Below are 15,626 nucleotides of genomic sequence, written 5' to 3'. Positions count from 1 at the left end.
GCTTCCCTTTCAAAGTCGGCTGTGCCGACCGTGATCTACCTTCTGCGCCACGGCGAGACCGTCTGGAACACCCTTGGCCGCTTCCAGGGGCAGCAGGATTCGCCACTAACCGGACGCGGGCTTGAGCAGGCGGATTTCGTTGCGCGGCTGCTATTGGAGGAAATGACGGACGATCCGCATACTGTCGAGTTGCACGTCAGTCCCCTCGGCAGAACACGGGAAACAGCGGAGCGGGTGCAGCGCGTGCTGCCGCTGGCGCGTCGCGAGGACGCACGCCTGATGGAGGTTTCCGTCGGTTCCTGGGACGGTCTGACGATGTTCGAGATCGACAACGAGTTTCCGGGCGTGCTCGACGGTTCCGACGCCTTCGACTGGTACTTTCGATCGCCGGATGGAGAGAGCTTCGACGCAGCCTGCGCCCGGGCAAAGAGCTGGCTCGCCGATATCAAGGGGCCGACGGTCGCGATATCCCACGGGCTCTTTGGCCGGCTGGTGCGCGGCGTCTATGCCGGCCTCTCGCGGCGGGAAATGCTGGAACTGCCGGTTCCGCAGAACGGATTCTACCGCCTCTGTGACGGGACGTTCAGCCTCGTCAGCGGCTCGCCGGTGCGTGCCCCATCACTGCAAACGCAGTAAACGGGTGCGCCCGGCGGGACGACATGGCCTTCGGCCTTCTGTCGCGTGCAAGCCGCCGGCAAGATCCTCACAGATCGCGTGCCCACGTCTGGCCGGTAAGATCCTTGCCGAAACTGTGGTGCTGCTCTTCCTCGATCAGCGCGAAACCGGCCTTCTCATAGATGTGGCGGGCAGCGTCGAGGCCGGCATTGGTCCACAGCACCATGCGCCTGTAGCCCTGAAGGCGGGCGTGTCGCATGCATTCCTCGACCAGGCGGCGGCCGATACCGAGGCCCCGCGCGCTCGGCTCGACATAGAGTAGCCGGAGCTTTGCCGTCGTTGCGTCGTGCCGGACGAGAAACACCGAGCCGACCACCTTGCCATCCTTTTCAGCGATCCAGCACCGGTCCGAAGCGGGGTCGTAGTCGCGCATGTATTTGACGATGATTTCCGCGACCAGGGCCTCGAACTCGGTGCTCCAGCCGTATTCCTGCGCATAGAGCGCGCCCTGGCGATGGATGATCCAGCCCATGTCGCCCGGTTGCGGATCGCGCAGGATATAGCCTGGCGTCCGCTCGTCCCGCAGCAGGCTCTCGATCTCGCCCATCGCGGCGACCAGTTGCCGCTGTTCCGGCACCGAGAGCTTTTCCAGCATGGCGACGACTTCGCGCTGGGAGGCATCCTCCAGCGGCTGGAACGTCGCGCGCCCCGCTTCCGTCAGTTCCAGCTGTGCGACCCGGCCGTCCGCCGGCGAGCGTGTCTTTTCGACCAGTCCCTTCTTCTCGAAGCCGGCGATGACCCGGCTCAGATAGCCGGCATCGAGGCCAAGTTCGCGGCAGAGGTCGGTTGCCGTCAGCGCCGGCCGGTGCGCCAGTTCATAGAGAATGCGAACCTCCGTCAGCGAGAAGGCGCTGGCGAGCAGGTGCTCGTGCAGCAGGCCGATCAGGCGGGTGTAAAACCGGTTGAAGCGCCGCACCGTCTGGGCGCGGTCGTCGATTTGTTGCGGAGACATGCGGTGACGCCTTCATAAAGTTGCCGTGAGCATATAAATAGTTGCCTAAGTCAATTAATGTCAAGTGGAGACGGCACCGTAGGCCCCAAGGCTCGACGACCTGAACGGGAATCTGCTCTGACCCAGGCTTGCTTCGCGAGCAGCTTTCGAGAAGCCTCGACCGCCTGGTTCGTCGCTCGATGCCGCAATCGAATGATGCGCAGCGCCGGGTTGCTTCCGGACACTTGCTCCCTCTTGATTTGGTGAGTGCTAATTTAGGTAGGCGATCGCGTCGCCGTACGATAGTATTCTGCGGTGATCTCCTTGGTCCGGAAGCCCGGAACGGGCCGCTTTTCAAAGTGTTTGGCAAGCCCATGGAGCAGAGACTCGCCGCAGTGCTGGCGGCCGACATGGCCGGCTACAGTCGGTTGATGGAGGCCGACGAAGCGGGCACGCTTGCGCGGCTCAGAACCCACCGCATCGAGCTCATCGATCCGGCGATCGCCAAGAACAAGGGCCGGCTGATCAAGACCACCGGCGACGGAATGCTGGTCGAGTTCCAGAGCGTGACCGATGCGGTCAAATGCGCGGTCGAGATCCAGCAGCGCATGAAGCGGCGCAACAGCGACGTGCCGGAGGACCGGCGGATCGAATTCCGCATCGGCATCAATCTCGGCGACATCATCTTCGAGGACGACGACATCTTCGGTGACGGCGTCAACATCGCCGCGCGCATCGAGCAACTGGCCGATGTCGGCGGCATCTGCGTGACCGCCGCGGTGGCGACACAGGTGGCCGACCGCCTCGAACTGCCGATCGAAGACCTTGGCGAGAAGATACTGAAGAACATCAGCCGCCCCGTGCATCTCTATCGCATCGGGCCCGAAGGCGTGATCCTGCCGGCTTCGCCCGACGAGGCCGATGCGAAAAGGGCCGTCTGCAAGCCGACGATCGTGGTGCTGCCGTTCGACAACATGAGCGGCGACCCGGATCAGGAGTTCTTCGCCGATGGCCTGACCGAAGACATCATCACTGCGCTGTCGCGCCGCCATGAGCTCTTCGTCATCTCGCGCAATTCGAGCTTCGTCTACAAGAACCAGCCGGTCAACGCGCGCGAGGTGGCCGCACGGCTCGGGGCGCAATACCTGGTGGAAGGCAGCGTTCGCAAGATCGGCGAGAGGGTGCGCGTCACCGTCCAGCTCATCGACGCGCTCAACGACGCCCATATCTGGGCCGACAAATACGACCGGCAGCTGGACGACATCTTCGCCATTCAGGACGAGGTGACGGCGGCGATCGCCGCCACCTTGCCGGGCCGCGTCGAGGCCGCCCAGCGCGACCAGCTCTCCCGCACGAAGCCGGCCAACATGGCGGCCTATGAATGCGCGCTCGCCGCCAAGGTGCTGCACCATCGCAGCACCGTCGCCGACAACAGCCAAGCCCAATCGCTGATCGACCGGGCGGTGGCACTCGACCCCGGCTATGCCCATGCCCATGCCTGGCGGGCCTGCATCCTCGGGCAGGCCTGGGTCTACGGATGGTGCGCCGACAAGGACGCGACCTGGGTGGAGGTCAACGCCGAACTGGAACGGGCGCTGGCGCTCGACGACAACGACGCCGACGTGCACCGCATCCTTGCGGCCGTCAACGTCAACAACAACGAGCTGACGATGGCGCGCTATCACCAGGAGCGGGCGCTCTTCCTCAACCCCAACTACGACCTTGTCGTGGTGCAGCAGGGCGAACTCCTGACCTGGCTCGGACGGCCCGAAGAGGGGGTGGAATGGATCCTGAAGGCCATGCGCCTCAACCCGCATCATCCGGAGCGGTTCTGGAGCCACCTCGGCAAGGCCCATTTCGCCGCCCGCCAATATGGCGAGGCGATCGAGGCCTTCATGCATCTTACGAGCATGGACGAGACGCAACACGCCTTCGTCGCCGCCTGCCACGGCTGGCTCGGCGACAACATTGCGGCGAACGCGCATATGGAGAAGGTTCGGACGCTGGCGCCGACGTTTGGGATCGAGACGTTTCTTTCGACGCTGCATTATGCGCAGGAGAGCGATGCGCAGCATTTGCGTGAGGGGCTCACCAAGGCTGGGGCGGGGTGAGCTGTCTCGACGCCAGGCGACGGGCATTGCGCGATGACGGTCGCCCTGGTGGCGCCCGGAAAAACGACTGTAGCTCGCCACGATTTTCTGGAATTTTGACCGCCAAAGCCGGAAAAACTGCAATTCCAGTTAGCGACGCTGGTCGCGTTTCTAGCGACCAGCCCCAGTTTCAGAGGCCGCTCAAATGGGCAGCCTTGAGAATTCGCCACGCATCAGCCTGCGTTGCTCGGTATCGGCGTGTTGAGCAGTTGTTGCTCCCACAGGAACGCGATGCCGCTACCAGCGGCATGATGCTTGAGCACGTCCGTCAGCTCGGCGGCATGCTGGGTGCGGGCCCAGTCGCGCTGCCATTCGGACGCCAGCGCCAGCCAGGTCATCATGTTCGCACCGGCCGCGATCATCCGTTGGATAGCGACCTCGTGAGCCTCGACCGAAGTCCCTCCCGAAGCGTCGGTGATGACCGTCACGTCCCAGCCTTCGCCGAGGGCCTGGATCACCGGCATCGCGACGCAGATCTCGGTCCACAGGCCGGCGATGATCAACTGCTTGCGGCCCGTCGCCTTGACCGCATCCACCACCTTCCGGTCCTCCCAGGTGTTGATGAACGTCCGGTCGATCACTTCCTGGCCCGGGAACACATTGGTGATTTGCGGGAAGATGAGACCGCCACGCTCAGCGATCACGCTGGTCAGGATGGTCGGTACGCCGAAGGCCTTGGCGGCCTTCGCCAGAGCCGTCGAATTGTTGACCACCATCTGCGGATCGTGGCTGTTTAGGTTTGCGAGCTGGTAGGGCTGATGGTCAATCAGAACGAGTACGGAATCCTCCGGGCGAAGAAGCGAAGCAAGGCCGTTACGAAAGGTCATGAATACATCCTCTGCTGCCGTTTTGTGTGAGGTCGGCTTACCGGCAGACATGCGCTGACAGCGGCGCTGCCTACGAAACGGACACTGCCATTCCCATTTTTGATACGGTAGCCTTCGTTTGTGCCAAGCTGTGTCGCGAAATGGGGAACGCCAAAGTGGATATCGAAGATCTGCGGACATTCGTGGAAGTGGCTGATGCTGGGGGCGTTTCGCCCGCCGCGCGGCGGCTGGGCGTCTCCAAGTCAATGGTCAGCCGGCGGCTCGTCCGACTTGAAGCGGAACTTGGCGTGCAACTTCTTGCACGAACAACCCGCGGCGCAGCTCTCACAGAAGCCGGGATCACGTTTCGGGACCATGCAGCCAGAGTCTGTGCCGAGATCGACATGGCAAGGGAAACGATCCTACCCGCCGGTGACCTTTGCGGCCGCTTGAGAGTTGCTGTGCCGCTTTCTTTCGGCCCGACCCACTTCGCGCCCGTACTCGCGCAAATGGCGCAACGCCACCCGCAGCTCCATATCCATGCCGCCTACAGTGATCGCTTCGTCGATCTCATCGCGGAGGGCTTTGATTGCGCGATCCGGGTTGGGTATCTCCAGGACTCTAACCTGGTCGCAAGACGCGTCGGGCCGATCTACGGGAAGTTGGTCGCGAGCCCGGACTATGTCAAAACGCATGGTTCCCCCGAGACGCTGGAGGAACTCGTCGCCCATCAGGCCCTCATGCAAGGAACGGAGGGCTGGCAATTTATGGATGGCGACAAGATCATTACGGTTTATCCGCGGGGGCGCTTCAAGGCCGACAACGCCCTAGCTCTCGCCGCCGCTGCATTGACAGGACTCGGCATCGCGTGGCTCCCCGATGGCGTCACCCATGAATATATAGCCTCCGGCGCGCTGGTTCCGGTCATGACACGCCATCCGCCACCTCCGGCAGGTGTATATGTTATCCGTCCGCCGGGGCAGCATCCCGCAAGGAAGGTACGTGTCCTCACCGAAATGCTGATCGAGTGTTTCGAACAAACTCCGGACCCTGCGGGCGTCGGTCTCTAAGACACGACCGGTGCGCAGCCCCGGCCGATCTCAATCGATGTCAGGATGCGGGGATGATCGGTCGTGGCGAATGTCCACGTTGGTTTGGGGGCACTACGGCGCCGCGTTTTTTATCAGACGCCCAAAGGTCGCTGTAGCGCTTTGATTTGCTGCACGTCTTTGTCCTTAGATCGAGGTCGATTTAAGGAGACATGCAGTAGGGATAGCGCGGGATCTTCCGCTGACGATTCATCATCGCTGGCTCGACCTATTCCGCATCCGTTAGTCTGACGTGACCTAATTCCTCGAACATGCAAGTGATACGTCCATTGGTCAGGTGAGATCAGCCGCGGATCCCTCCAGCTCCACCCCCACACACCTCCCGCACACACAACCTTAACCACCGGTGCGCTGGATCCGCGTCGAGGCGGGGGTGCCAGATCAGCGAGATGGTGATCTCGGGCAGGGTGACCGGCAGGGGGAAGGTGAAGAGGTTTTCGCGGAGTGTTCCGGTGTAGCGTTCGGGGACGCTGGCGATGAGGTCGGTGGCGCGGGCGAGCGCTAAGGCCTCGGAGAAGCTGCCGACGGATGTGGCGATCTCGCGTTTGAGGCCGAGGGGCTGAAGGGCGGCGTCGATCGGGCCGGTGTCGTTGCCGCGTCGGGAGACGTGGACGTGGCGGCCTCTGGCGTAGCGGGCGGCGGTGATCTCGCCGCTCGAAAACGAGTGGCCTGATCGCACCACGCCGACGAAGCGGTCGTGGAAGAGGGCCTGCGCCCGAAGCTCCGGGCCTGTCGCTTCCCCAATCACGCCGGTTTCGAGGTCGACGCTGCCTTCGCGCAACGGGCTGCTTTCCCGGTCGAGTTTCTGCACGAAGCGAAGGCGCACGCCGGGGGCTTGCCTGGCTACGCGGGCAATCAGCGCCGGGCCGAAATTCTCGACGAAACCCTCGCGGTTCCTGAGCGTGAAGGTGCGGGTAAGCGTCTTCAGGTCCAGGCTTTCGGCGGGGCGGAGGCAGGCTTCGGCCGCTTCGACCAGCGGGCCGACGCGGGCTGCGAGTTCGAGGGCCCTTGGCGTGGGCACGAGGCCACGGCCGGCGCGCACCAGCAGCGGATCGCCGGTCGCCTCGCGCAGCCGGGCCAGCGCCCGGCTCATGGCGGATGGGCTGAGCTGCAGGCGCCTGGCGGCGCGGGCGACGCTGCCTTCCGAAAGCAGCACATCAAGGGTCACGAGCAGGTTGAGGTCGGGTCTGGTCATGGCCTTTCATAGCATGAGTTCGACCATGATGTGGCGTCAAACGCACGAATGAAGTGCAAATGCTGCGCCTTCCGCCCTATGTTTCAGGAGATTAGGTTCTCGGGGAACCGAATTTGGAGGGTTTCCCGATGCTTACACGCCGACTGGCGCCCATGGCCCTTGGCCGTTTTCCGATGTCCCCGATGCCCCGGTCCAATCGCATGGGATTGCCGCATAAACAGAGTCACGAAGTTGCTCTAACTCTTTATTTTCAAGGGATTTTCTGTGCGAGAACTGCGCGTCGCGAAGCCTTGTGCGCGGGAGGTGGCCGATGACCTCGACAGACACCACCATGCCCCCGGCCGCTCTAGCGCCTTCCGTTCGCTGGGTGCTCGCCAGCCTCTCGCTTTCCATGCTGCTCTCCTCGCTTGGCACCAGCAGCGCCAATGTCGCCCTGCCGGCGCTGGCGGACGCTTTCGGCGCGTCCTTTCAGGCGGTGCAATGGGTGGTGCTTACCTATCTGCTGGCGATCACCACGCTGATCGTCAGCGTCGGGCGGCTTGGCGATATCGTCGGCCGGCGGCGGCTGCTTATTGCCGGTATCGCGCTCTTTACCGCGGCTTCCGTCCTTTGCGGCCTCACGCCAGGCTTTGCACTACTGATTGCGGCGCGTGGGGTGCAGGGGATCGGCGCCGCTATCATGATGGCGCTGACCATGGCCTTTGTCGGCGAGGCGGTGCCGAAGGCGAGGACCGGCAGCGCCATGGGCCTGCTCGGCACCATGTCGGCGGTCGGCACAGCACTCGGGCCCTCGCTTGGCGGTGCGCTGATTGCCGGTCCGGGCTGGCGGGCGATCTTTCTCGTCAACGTGTCGCTTGGTCTCGTGGCGCTCTTTCTCGTCCGTCGGCATCTGCCGGCCGACCGGAAGACTGAGGGCGGGCAGCGCCCGCGCTTCGATGTGCCGGGCACGCTGCTGCTGGCGTTTTCGCTCGGCGCCTATGCGCTGGCGATGACGCTGGGGCGCGGCAGTTTCGGCGTGCTCAATGTCGTGCTGCTCTCGGCCGCGGCTCTCGGGCTTGGGCTGTTCCTGCTGGTCGAAACGAAGGTCGCCTCGCCGCTCGTCCGGCCGTCGATGTTTCGCGACCCCGCTTTAAGCGTCGGGCTTTCGACCAACGTGCTGGTCTCGACGGTGATGATGGCGACGCTGGTGGTCGGGCCGTTCTATCTCTCCCGCGGGCTCGGGCTCGATGCGGCGACGGTCGGGCTCGTCATGTCGGTCGGGCCGGTCATCTCGGCCTTCGGCGGCGTGGTCGCCGGCCGGATTGTCGATCGGCTGGGGGCGCGATCGGTGGTGACGGCCGGTCTCGTGGCAATGGTCGCGGGGTGTGCTGCTCTTGCGCTGCTACCGGATCTCCTTGGCGTCGCCGGCTATATCGCGGCGATCGCGATGCTGACGCCCGGCTACCAGCTGTTCCAGGCGGCCAACAACACGGCCGTCATGGCCGACGTCGGCCCGGACCAGCGCGGCGTCGTTTCCGGCCTGCTCAACCTTTCGCGCAATCTCGGTCTGGTCACCGGTGCATCGGTCATGGGCGCGGTCTTCGCCTTGGCCGTGGCCGCAAGCGATATCGCCAAAGCCGCGCCGGAGGCGGTCGCGGGTGGCATGCGGGTGACCTTTGTGGTCGCGGGTGTGCTGACCGTGATCGCACTGGCGATCGCGGCCGGGAGCCGGGTGTTGGGCGGAGCGAGCATGGGCTCTCGTAACGCCTCGTGACAAGGGACGGATGCGGGATCACGATGGTTTGGTCGTGCCAAACCACGTGCTCGTTCTCCTATCCCTTGCCGGCCCGGGATCAGGCGACCGGCGCGCTCGCAAGCCTGGCGCTGAGCGTCTCGAAATCCGGGACGAACCAGATGGAATTTCCCTTGTTCGTCTCGCGCACGAAATCGGTCAGCGCCTTGCTGCCTTCGAGCCTGGCGCTGATATCGCCGACGATGGCGAGCCGCATGCGGTAGTTGACGAACTTCTGGAACACGTCGCCGGCAATACGGGTCGAAAGATCGAGGAAATCGGCCCCAAGCCGTTCCACAGGGATCGCCACCAGGGTGGCCTCATGCGCCCAGGCGTCGCCGAGAAAATCATTGGCGTCGCCCGGCACCTTGAGAAGGGGGCCATCATTTGCGCATTTCAGCACGCGCGCGGTTCCGATTTCGAGAAGCTGTGTCATGCGTTCGGGATAGGGGATAAAGCCCTGGGTTGCAAGAGGGGTCGTGTCAGGCGCTGCGGCCGAGCAAGCGCCGCGTTCACCGTCCGTGAAATTCGCCCGACGTTTGCGCTGTTTGACTGGCTCGGGCGATCGGTCCTGAATCGATGTATTCTTTTAAACATAACGAATCTCGTAAAATTGTTTGTTCTTCGCGAGTTATTTCGGCGCGCGATCCGAGAGTTTCGGACGATTTTCCCGTTGGAATCCTGTTGTTTTGACCCAGATCAATGACCCGCTCAGTTCGCTATCTATTCTGCAACAGGATACATTCTTGTCATCTGCCGGTTACGGGATTGATTTTTATTTCGGGTGGCGCATCTTACCTTAGATTGTGTTGGGGGACGCAGAAATGCCAGAACTCGTTCAGCCACAGCCGATCGAAAGGCCGCCGCGCTCGCGGCGTGCGGAGCTGCTCACCTTCCTGGTGCTCGCCTTCGGCATCTGGCCGATCGTCGCCGTCGGCATCGTCGGCGGCTATGGCTTCCTCGTCTGGATGCTGCAGATCATCTTCGGGCCGCCTGGTCCTCCGGGACATTGAGGTTGGCCATGGGCATCGAACCTCTTTCCCGCCGTGAACTCTTTACCGGCCGCGCCGCCGCAAAGCCCGCCCGCATCCGGCCGCCCGGTGTTTCGGAGGCAAGCCTTGCGGCCTGCACCGGCTGCGGCGCCTGCGGGGAACGATGTCCCACCGGCATAATCCGTCTCGCAGACGGTCTCCCCTTCGTCGACTTTTCGCGCGGCGAATGCACCTTTTGCGGCGCCTGCGAGGAAGCCTGTCCTCAGCCGGTGTTCGAGGCAAAGGACGTGCGGCGCTTCCCCCATGTCGCCGCGATCACCGATACGTGCCTGGCGCGCCGCAACGTCGCCTGCCAGTCCTGCGGCGAAAGCTGTTCGGAGCAGGCGATCCGCTTTCGCCCGCGCATCGGCGGGCCGTTCCTGCCTGAGATCAACGAGGCCAAATGCACCGGTTGCGGCGCCTGCCTCTCGGGCTGCCCGGTCAGCGCGATCGCGGTCAAGGCAATGGAAGCGGAGGTGGCTCATGTCTGAGGCCGCAACGGCAAAGGCGGGCACGCCCTATCACATTTCGAGCGCCGTGGTCGCCACGATGCCTGACAGCACCGAGAGCATCCTTCAGACGCTGCAAGGAATGGAAAACGTCGAAATCCACGGCCACGGCGGCGGCAAGATCGTCGTCGTCATCGAAGGCAGAAGCACGGGCCAGCTCGGCGAGTGCCTGACGAAGATCTCGCTGCTTGATGGGGTGATCTCGGCCAACATGGTTTTCGAGCATGTCGAAATGGAAGAGGAAAGGCAGGAGCCATGAGCGGACAACTGACGCGGCGTGACATTCTGAAAGCCCACGCAGCCGGCATCGCCGCCGCCACGGCCGGCATAACGCTGCCTGCCGCCGCACAGCCGGTGCCGGGCGGTGTAAACGCGCTGGAGATCAAATGGTCCAAGGCGCCGTGCCGCTTCTGCGGCACGGGCTGCGGCGTGATGGTGGGGGTGAAGGAGGGCCAGGTCGTCGCCACCCACGGCGACATGCAGGCGGAGGTCAACCGCGGCCTCAACTGCATCAAGGGCTATTTCCTCTCCAAGATCATGTATGGCAACGACCGGCTGACGACGCCGCTCCTGCGCAAGCGCGGCGGCGCCTACGCCAAGGACGGCGAGTTCGAGCAGGTGAGCTGGGACGAGGCCTTCAACGTGATGGCCGAGCAGGCGAAGAAGGTGCTGAAGGAGAAGGGGCCGACGGCGGTCGGCATGTTCGGCTCCGGCCAGTGGACGATCTTCGAGGGCTATGCCGCGACGAAGCTGATGCGGGCGGGCTTCCGCTCCAACAACCTCGACCCCAATGCCCGCCACTGCATGGCCTCTGCCGCCGTCGCCTTCATGCGCACCTTCGGCATGGACGAGCCGATGGGCTGCTACGACGATTTCGAGAACGCCGATGCCTTCGTGCTCTGGGGCTCGAACATGGCGGAGATGCACCCGATCCTCTGGACGCGCGTCGCCGATCGTCGCCTCGGACAGCCGCATGTGCGGGTCGCCGTGCTTTCGACCTTCACCCATCGCAGCATGGACCTGGCCGACATCCCGATCGTCTTCAAGCCAGGCACGGATCTGGCGATCCTCAACTATATCGCCAACCACATCATCGAGACTGGCCGCGTCAACGAGGACTTCGTCAGCAAGCACACCAAGTTTGCCCGCGGCGTCACCGACATTGGCTATGGCCTGAGGCCCGACAATCCGGTCGAGGTCAATGCCGCCAACTCCAAGGACCCGGGCAAGACCGAGCCGATGGATTTCGAGGCGTTCAAGGAATTCGTTTCGGAATACACGCTGGAAAAGACCGTCGAACTGACCGGCGTCGAGCCGGAATTCCTGAAGCAGCTTGCCGAGCTCTATGCCGACCCCAGCCGCAAGGTCATGTCGCTCTGGACCATGGGCTTCAACCAGCATGTGCGCGGCGTCTGGGCCAACCAGATGGTCTATAACCTGCACCTTCTGACCGGCAAGATCTCCGAGCCCGGCAACAGCCCGTTCTCGCTGACCGGCCAGCCTTCGGCCTGCGGCACGGCGCGCGAGGTCGGCACCTTCGCGCACCGCCTGCCGGCGGACATGGTGGTGACCAATCCCGAGCACCGCAAGCATGCGGAGGAGATCTGGCGCATCCCGCACGGCATCATCCCGGAAAAGCCCGGCTATCACGCCGTGCAGCAGGACCGGATGCTGAAGGACGGCAAGCTCAACTTCTACTGGGTGCAGGTCAACAACAACGTCCAGGCGGGACCCAATACCGCCAACGAGACCTGGCAGGGCTATCGCAATCCGGACAACTTCATCGTCGTTTCCGATGCCTATCCGACGATCACGGCGATGAGCGCCGACCTGATCCTGCCCGCGGCCATGTGGGTGGAGAAGGAAGGGGCCTACGGCAATGCCGAGCGGCGCACTCATGTCTGGCACCAGCTCGTCCAGGCGCCCGGCGAGGCGCGCTCGGATCTCTGGCAGATGGTGGAATTCTCCAAGCGCTTCGTAACCGACGAGGTGTGGCCGAAGGAAATCCTCGACGCCAGCCCCGAATATCGCGGCAAGACGCTGTTCGAAGTCCTGTTCAAGAACGGCGAGGTCGACCGCTATCCGATCACCGACGTCAGCGCCGAGTACGACAACAACGAGGCGAAGGACTTCGGCTTCTACATCCAGAAGGGCCTGTTCGAGGAATATGCCACCTTCGGCCGCGGCCACGGCCATGACCTGGCGCCCTACGACACCTATCACGAGGTGCGTGGGCTTCGCTGGCCCGTCGTCAACGGCCAGGAGACGAAGTGGCGCTACCGCGAGGGCTTCGACCCTTACGTGAAGGCGGGCGAGGGCGTGAAGTTTTATGGCAACAAGGACGGCAAGGCGATCATCCTCGCCGTGCCCTACGAGCCGCCGGCCGAATCCCCCGACGAGGAGTACGACACCTGGCTGGTGACCGGCCGGGTGCTCGAACACTGGCACTCGGGCTCGATGACCATGCGGGTGCCGGAACTCTACAAGGCGTTTCCGGGCGCGCGCGTCTTCATGAATGCCGAGGACGCGCGCAAGCGCGGCATCAACCAGGGCATGGAAGTGCGCATCGTCTCGCGGCGCGGCGAAATCCGCTCGCGCGTCGATATCCGCGGCCGCAACCGCATGCCGCCTGGCGTCATCTTCGTTCCCTGGTTCGACGCGAGCCAGCTCATCAACAAGGTCACTCTCGACGCCACCGATCCCATCTCCAAACAGACGGATTTCAAAAAATGCGCGGTCAAGATCGTTCCCGTCACCCTCTAGGGTTTTCTCGGCTGAAGCGGATTTGCGGAAACGTCCTGTCTCTTTGTTTCGGGGCAGTTCCTCAGGCAAGTCCGCTTCGCACCTTTGCTGGCCCGAAGCGGCCCGTCTGGATGGCGATGGCCGCCGGGCTGATGGTGTTCGTCACCACCGCCGCCGTGGCTCAAGTTGCGGAAAAGCTGGTGCCGCAGCTCGAAGGCCCGACGCCGCAGATGGCCACCGAAGCCGCGGCACCGCTGCCGAAATGGGTGGTCGACGACAAGCGCAAGATGCGCGCCTATCCCGACCAGCCGCCGGTCATCCCGCATTCGATCGAGGGCTACGAGCTTTCGGTCAATGCCAACCGCTGCCTTTCCTGCCACAAGCGCGAATTCACCCAGGATTCGGGCGCGCCGATGATCAGCGTCACCCATTACATGACGCGCGACGGGCAGATGATCGCCGACGTTTCGCCGCGGCGCTATTTCTGCACGGCCTGCCATGTGCCGCAGGCGGACACCAGCCCGCTGGTGCCGAGCACTTTCAAGGATATGAGCGAGTTGGGTTTCAAGCCGGCCGGAAGCGAGTGACATCATGATCGCATGGATCAGGAAACTTATCCTCTGGGCCTGGCACATCATGGCGACGCCGGCCGGCACGCTGGGCTTGGGCTTCCTCACGCTCGGCGGCTTCATCGGCGGCGTGATGTTCTGGGGCGCCTTCAATACCGCGCTGGAGATCACCAACACCGAGAAGTTCTGCACCTCCTGTCACGAGATGCACGACAACGTCTACCAGGAGCTGACGCGCACCATCCACTTCTCCAACCGCTCCGGCGTGCGCGCCACCTGTCCGGATTGCCACGTGCCGCACCAGTGGACCGACAAGATCGCCCGCAAGATGCAGGCGTCGAAGGAGGTCTGGGGCAAGATCTTCGGCACCATCAACACAAGGTCGAAATTCCTCGAAAAACGGCTGGAGCTGGCGCAGCACGAATGGGCGCGCATGAAGGCCAACGACAGCCTGGAATGCCGCAACTGCCATTCCTCCGTCGCCATGGACCTGCAGAAGCAGACGCAGCGGGCGGCCGAGATCCATACCCGCTATCTGCTCTCGGGCAAGGCCACCTGCATCGACTGCCACAAGGGCATCGCGCATGAGCTGCCCAATATGGAAGGCATCGACCCCGGCTGGAAGATGCCGCCGGAGCTGGAAGGCAAGAAGATGGCGAACCAGACGCCGATCGACGATCTGAGGCAGGCGCTGGCGGAGCTGCATCAGCAGGTGCAGTAGGGTGCTGTGGCCGAGGTTTTCGGTCGGAGAGAACGCACGATGACAGGGGCCATGCTGGCGCGGCGTGGCCCTTGTTCGTTCATTGGGCAGTGGGACGCCCATCAAGGCCTCCTCATTCCTGTGCCTGTCACAGGAATCCAGCCGCGCCGCGTCGGCGGCGCGAGAGATCTTCCAAATGTCGAGTGTTGGCACTCCATCTCCCGCCGTGCCGACGCACGGCGGCTGGATCTCTGTGACGAGCACAGAGATGAGGGTGGAGGGTGCTGCGACCGCCGAGCCTACGGAGCCTACGAGGACGGGCGGCAATGGACAGGCTGGCCTTGGCTTTCCGTTCGCCTCCCTCCACATCATCATTTTTCCTGAAAAATTTCGCCAGCGATGTCGGACCCATCGTTGCCCGTTCGTCATTTAGCCAGGGAGGCCAATCTGGCTTCCTCCACCGGAGCGGGATAGGAAAAAAATCCGCGCGGGCCTTTCGCCCGCAAACCGCTCTCACTATCTGGGTTTCACCGCGCCGATACCCCCAGGGGTCGCAACGACCGGGACCGGCGTGACAGAGGAGATTGGACGATGCGCGTAGTGGTTTTTGTAAAGGCGACCGAGGACAGCGAAGCGGGCAAGATGCCGACGACCGAGCTTCTCGAAGCCATGGGCAAGTACAATGAGGAACTGGTCAATGCCGGCATCATGCAGGCGGGCGAAGGCTTGCATCCTTCCTCCAAGGGCGCCCGCGTCGCCTTCGACGGGCCCAATCGACTGGTCATCGACGGCCCCTTCGCCGAGACCAAGGAACTGGTCGCCGGCTTCTGGATCTGGACGGTCAAGGACATGGACGAGGCGATCGCCTGGGTGAAGCGCTGCCCGAACCCGATGCCGGGCCCGAGCGAAATCGAAATCCGCCCGGTCTTCGAGGCCGCCGATTTCGGCGACGCACTGACGCCCGAGATCGCCGCACAGGACGAGCGCCTGCGCGAGAAGATCGCCAAGCAGTAGGGACGTCACTCTGCTGACGGTTAAGGGTGGGCTTGCCCCTCTCCTCGGGTTTAACCCGAGGACTAACCCTCTCCCTGCCAAGCGGGGAGAGGGGACGAGCCCGGTTCGCGGCGTTTTCGAACGCGGCCGCAGTCAGGGTCAAACGGGGTTTAGTCGGGGGCAAACCAATTAGCCCGGAGTGAAACTGTGGCGCTTGTTGTCGAGGCGAGCGGGCGCCACGCGTGCCCTTCTCCCCGCGCGGGGAGAAGGTGGCCGGCAGGCCGGATGAGGGGCAAGCCCTCACCGGGCGGATGAGGGGCAGCCGCAAGTGTTGGGCGGTGAGCGGGAAGAAAGCAGCCCGCATGCCGGATGAGCGGCTACCACAGTGTCCGAACCGTGGCGCCGTTAGCGGTCCCCGCTCGGTCGGTTTCCCGTAGAGATTGTA

At 63.6% G+C, this 15,626-nt stretch carries 15 protein-coding genes; 11 read left to right on the top strand and 4 right to left on the bottom strand.

From position 1 onward, the window contains the following. The first annotated feature begins 30 nt into the window (after nucleotides 1-30). Nucleotides 31-636: a histidine phosphatase family protein gene (locus tag IB265_RS09865; RefSeq protein WP_057254414.1), complete on the top strand. Its 606-nt coding sequence runs from the start codon at nucleotides 31-33 to the stop codon at nucleotides 634-636. Between the two features lie 67 nt (nucleotides 637-703). Here IB265_RS09865 and IB265_RS09860 read toward each other — a convergent pair whose 3' ends face one another. Continuing rightward, nucleotides 704-1,627, bottom strand: coding sequence for a bifunctional helix-turn-helix transcriptional regulator/GNAT family N-acetyltransferase (locus IB265_RS09860; RefSeq protein WP_057253804.1), 924 nt, complete (start codon nucleotides 1,625-1,627; stop codon nucleotides 704-706). 353 nt (nucleotides 1,628-1,980) lie between these two features. Here IB265_RS09860 and IB265_RS09855 point away from each other — a divergent pair, with 353 nt between their 5' ends. After that, on the top strand, nucleotides 1,981-3,717 hold the full coding sequence (locus IB265_RS09855) for an adenylate/guanylate cyclase domain-containing protein (RefSeq protein WP_057253806.1): 1,737 nt from the start codon (nucleotides 1,981-1,983) through the stop codon (nucleotides 3,715-3,717). Nucleotides 3,718-3,929: 212 nt separating this feature from the next. On the opposite strand, the gene IB265_RS09850 is transcribed toward IB265_RS09855, so the two are convergent. After that, nucleotides 3,930-4,583 carry a hydrolase gene (locus IB265_RS09850; protein ID WP_057253807.1) on the bottom strand — a complete coding sequence of 218 codons (654 nt, stop codon included), beginning with the start codon at nucleotides 4,581-4,583 and terminating at the stop codon, nucleotides 3,930-3,932. Nucleotides 4,584-4,738: 155 nt separating this feature from the next. On the opposite strand from IB265_RS09850, the gene IB265_RS09845 reads away from it, so the two are divergent. Next, nucleotides 4,739-5,632: a LysR family transcriptional regulator gene (locus IB265_RS09845; protein ID WP_057254416.1), complete on the top strand. Its 894-nt coding sequence runs from the start codon at nucleotides 4,739-4,741 to the stop codon at nucleotides 5,630-5,632. A 322-nt stretch (nucleotides 5,633-5,954) separates the two neighbouring features. Here IB265_RS09845 and IB265_RS09840 read toward each other — a convergent pair whose 3' ends face one another. Further along, nucleotides 5,955-6,866, bottom strand: a complete 912-nt coding sequence (locus IB265_RS09840) for a LysR family transcriptional regulator (RefSeq protein ID WP_057253809.1) — start codon at nucleotides 6,864-6,866, stop codon at nucleotides 5,955-5,957. A gap of 310 nt (nucleotides 6,867-7,176) precedes the next feature. Here IB265_RS09840 and IB265_RS09835 point away from each other — a divergent pair, with 310 nt between their 5' ends. After that, complete coding sequence (locus IB265_RS09835) at nucleotides 7,177-8,619, top strand: MFS transporter (RefSeq protein ID WP_113479424.1); 1,443 nt, start codon at nucleotides 7,177-7,179, stop codon at nucleotides 8,617-8,619. Between the two features lie 79 nt (nucleotides 8,620-8,698). Here IB265_RS09835 and IB265_RS09830 read toward each other — a convergent pair whose 3' ends face one another. Next, nucleotides 8,699-9,073 carry a DUF4180 domain-containing protein gene (locus IB265_RS09830; RefSeq protein WP_057253813.1) on the bottom strand — a complete coding sequence of 125 codons (375 nt, stop codon included), beginning with the start codon at nucleotides 9,071-9,073 and terminating at the stop codon, nucleotides 8,699-8,701. 388 nt (nucleotides 9,074-9,461) lie between these two features. On the opposite strand from IB265_RS09830, the gene napE reads away from it, so the two are divergent. The 7 genes from napE to IB265_RS09795 all read left to right on the top strand — a co-directional run bounded on the left by napE (nucleotide 9,462) and on the right by IB265_RS09795 (nucleotide 15,202). After that, entirely contained in the window at nucleotides 9,462-9,650 is a 189-nt protein-coding gene (gene napE, locus IB265_RS09825; RefSeq protein WP_057253815.1) for a periplasmic nitrate reductase, NapE protein, read from the top strand. A gap of 2 nt (nucleotides 9,651-9,652) precedes the next feature. Continuing rightward, complete coding sequence (gene napF, locus IB265_RS09820) at nucleotides 9,653-10,159, top strand: ferredoxin-type protein NapF (RefSeq protein ID WP_375293055.1); 507 nt, start codon at nucleotides 9,653-9,655, stop codon at nucleotides 10,157-10,159. Next, entirely contained in the window at nucleotides 10,152-10,436 is a 285-nt protein-coding gene (locus IB265_RS09815; RefSeq protein WP_057253819.1) for a chaperone NapD, read from the top strand. Before napF ends, IB265_RS09815 begins: the two co-directional genes overlap by 8 nt. After that, nucleotides 10,433-12,940, top strand: coding sequence for a periplasmic nitrate reductase subunit alpha (gene napA / locus IB265_RS09810; RefSeq protein ID WP_057253821.1), 2,508 nt, complete (start codon nucleotides 10,433-10,435; stop codon nucleotides 12,938-12,940). Before IB265_RS09815 ends, napA begins: the two co-directional genes overlap by 4 nt. Nucleotides 12,941-13,050: 110 nt before the next feature. Next, complete coding sequence (locus IB265_RS09805) at nucleotides 13,051-13,506, top strand: nitrate reductase cytochrome c-type subunit (RefSeq protein ID WP_057253823.1); 456 nt, start codon at nucleotides 13,051-13,053, stop codon at nucleotides 13,504-13,506. Nucleotides 13,507-13,510: 4 nt separating this feature from the next. Continuing rightward, complete coding sequence (locus tag IB265_RS09800; RefSeq protein ID WP_057253825.1) at nucleotides 13,511-14,209, top strand: NapC/NirT family cytochrome c; 699 nt, start codon at nucleotides 13,511-13,513, stop codon at nucleotides 14,207-14,209. A 570-nt stretch (nucleotides 14,210-14,779) separates the two neighbouring features. Further along, nucleotides 14,780-15,202, top strand: a complete 423-nt coding sequence (locus tag IB265_RS09795; protein ID WP_057253827.1) for a YciI family protein — start codon at nucleotides 14,780-14,782, stop codon at nucleotides 15,200-15,202. Nucleotides 15,203-15,626: the final 424 nt, after the last annotated feature.

Source organism: Ensifer sp. ENS10 (assembly GCF_014852025.1).
In the GTDB taxonomy this organism is placed as follows: Bacteria; Pseudomonadota; Alphaproteobacteria; order Rhizobiales; family Rhizobiaceae; genus Ensifer.
This window is presented reverse-complemented; position numbering and strand designations above follow the sequence as displayed.

What these genes read in the sequence shown, in the direction of transcription:
- IB265_RS09860 (WP_057253804.1), bottom strand. Translation starts at nt 1,627, where the DNA reads ATGTCTCCGCAACAAATCGACGACCGCGCCCAGACGGTGCGGCGCTTC.
- IB265_RS09855 (WP_057253806.1), top strand. Translation starts at nt 1,981, where the DNA reads ATGGAGCAGAGACTCGCCGCAGTGCTGGCGGCCGACATGGCCGGCTAC.
- IB265_RS09850 (WP_057253807.1), bottom strand. Translation starts at nt 4,583, where the DNA reads ATGACCTTTCGTAACGGCCTTGCTTCGCTTCTTCGCCCGGAGGATTCC.
- IB265_RS09840 (WP_057253809.1), bottom strand. Translation starts at nt 6,866, where the DNA reads ATGACCAGACCCGACCTCAACCTGCTCGTGACCCTTGATGTGCTGCTT.
- IB265_RS09835 (WP_113479424.1), top strand. Translation starts at nt 7,177, where the DNA reads ATGACCTCGACAGACACCACCATGCCCCCGGCCGCTCTAGCGCCTTCC.
- IB265_RS09830 (WP_057253813.1), bottom strand. Translation starts at nt 9,073, where the DNA reads ATGACACAGCTTCTCGAAATCGGAACCGCGCGCGTGCTGAAATGCGCA.
- napE (WP_057253815.1), top strand. Translation starts at nt 9,462, where the DNA reads ATGCCAGAACTCGTTCAGCCACAGCCGATCGAAAGGCCGCCGCGCTCG.
- IB265_RS09815 (WP_057253819.1), top strand. Translation starts at nt 10,152, where the DNA reads ATGTCTGAGGCCGCAACGGCAAAGGCGGGCACGCCCTATCACATTTCG.
- napA (WP_057253821.1), top strand. Translation starts at nt 10,433, where the DNA reads ATGAGCGGACAACTGACGCGGCGTGACATTCTGAAAGCCCACGCAGCC.
- IB265_RS09805 (WP_057253823.1), top strand. Translation starts at nt 13,051, where the DNA reads ATGGCGATGGCCGCCGGGCTGATGGTGTTCGTCACCACCGCCGCCGTG.
- IB265_RS09800 (WP_057253825.1), top strand. Translation starts at nt 13,511, where the DNA reads ATGATCGCATGGATCAGGAAACTTATCCTCTGGGCCTGGCACATCATG.
- IB265_RS09795 (WP_057253827.1), top strand. Translation starts at nt 14,780, where the DNA reads ATGCGCGTAGTGGTTTTTGTAAAGGCGACCGAGGACAGCGAAGCGGGC.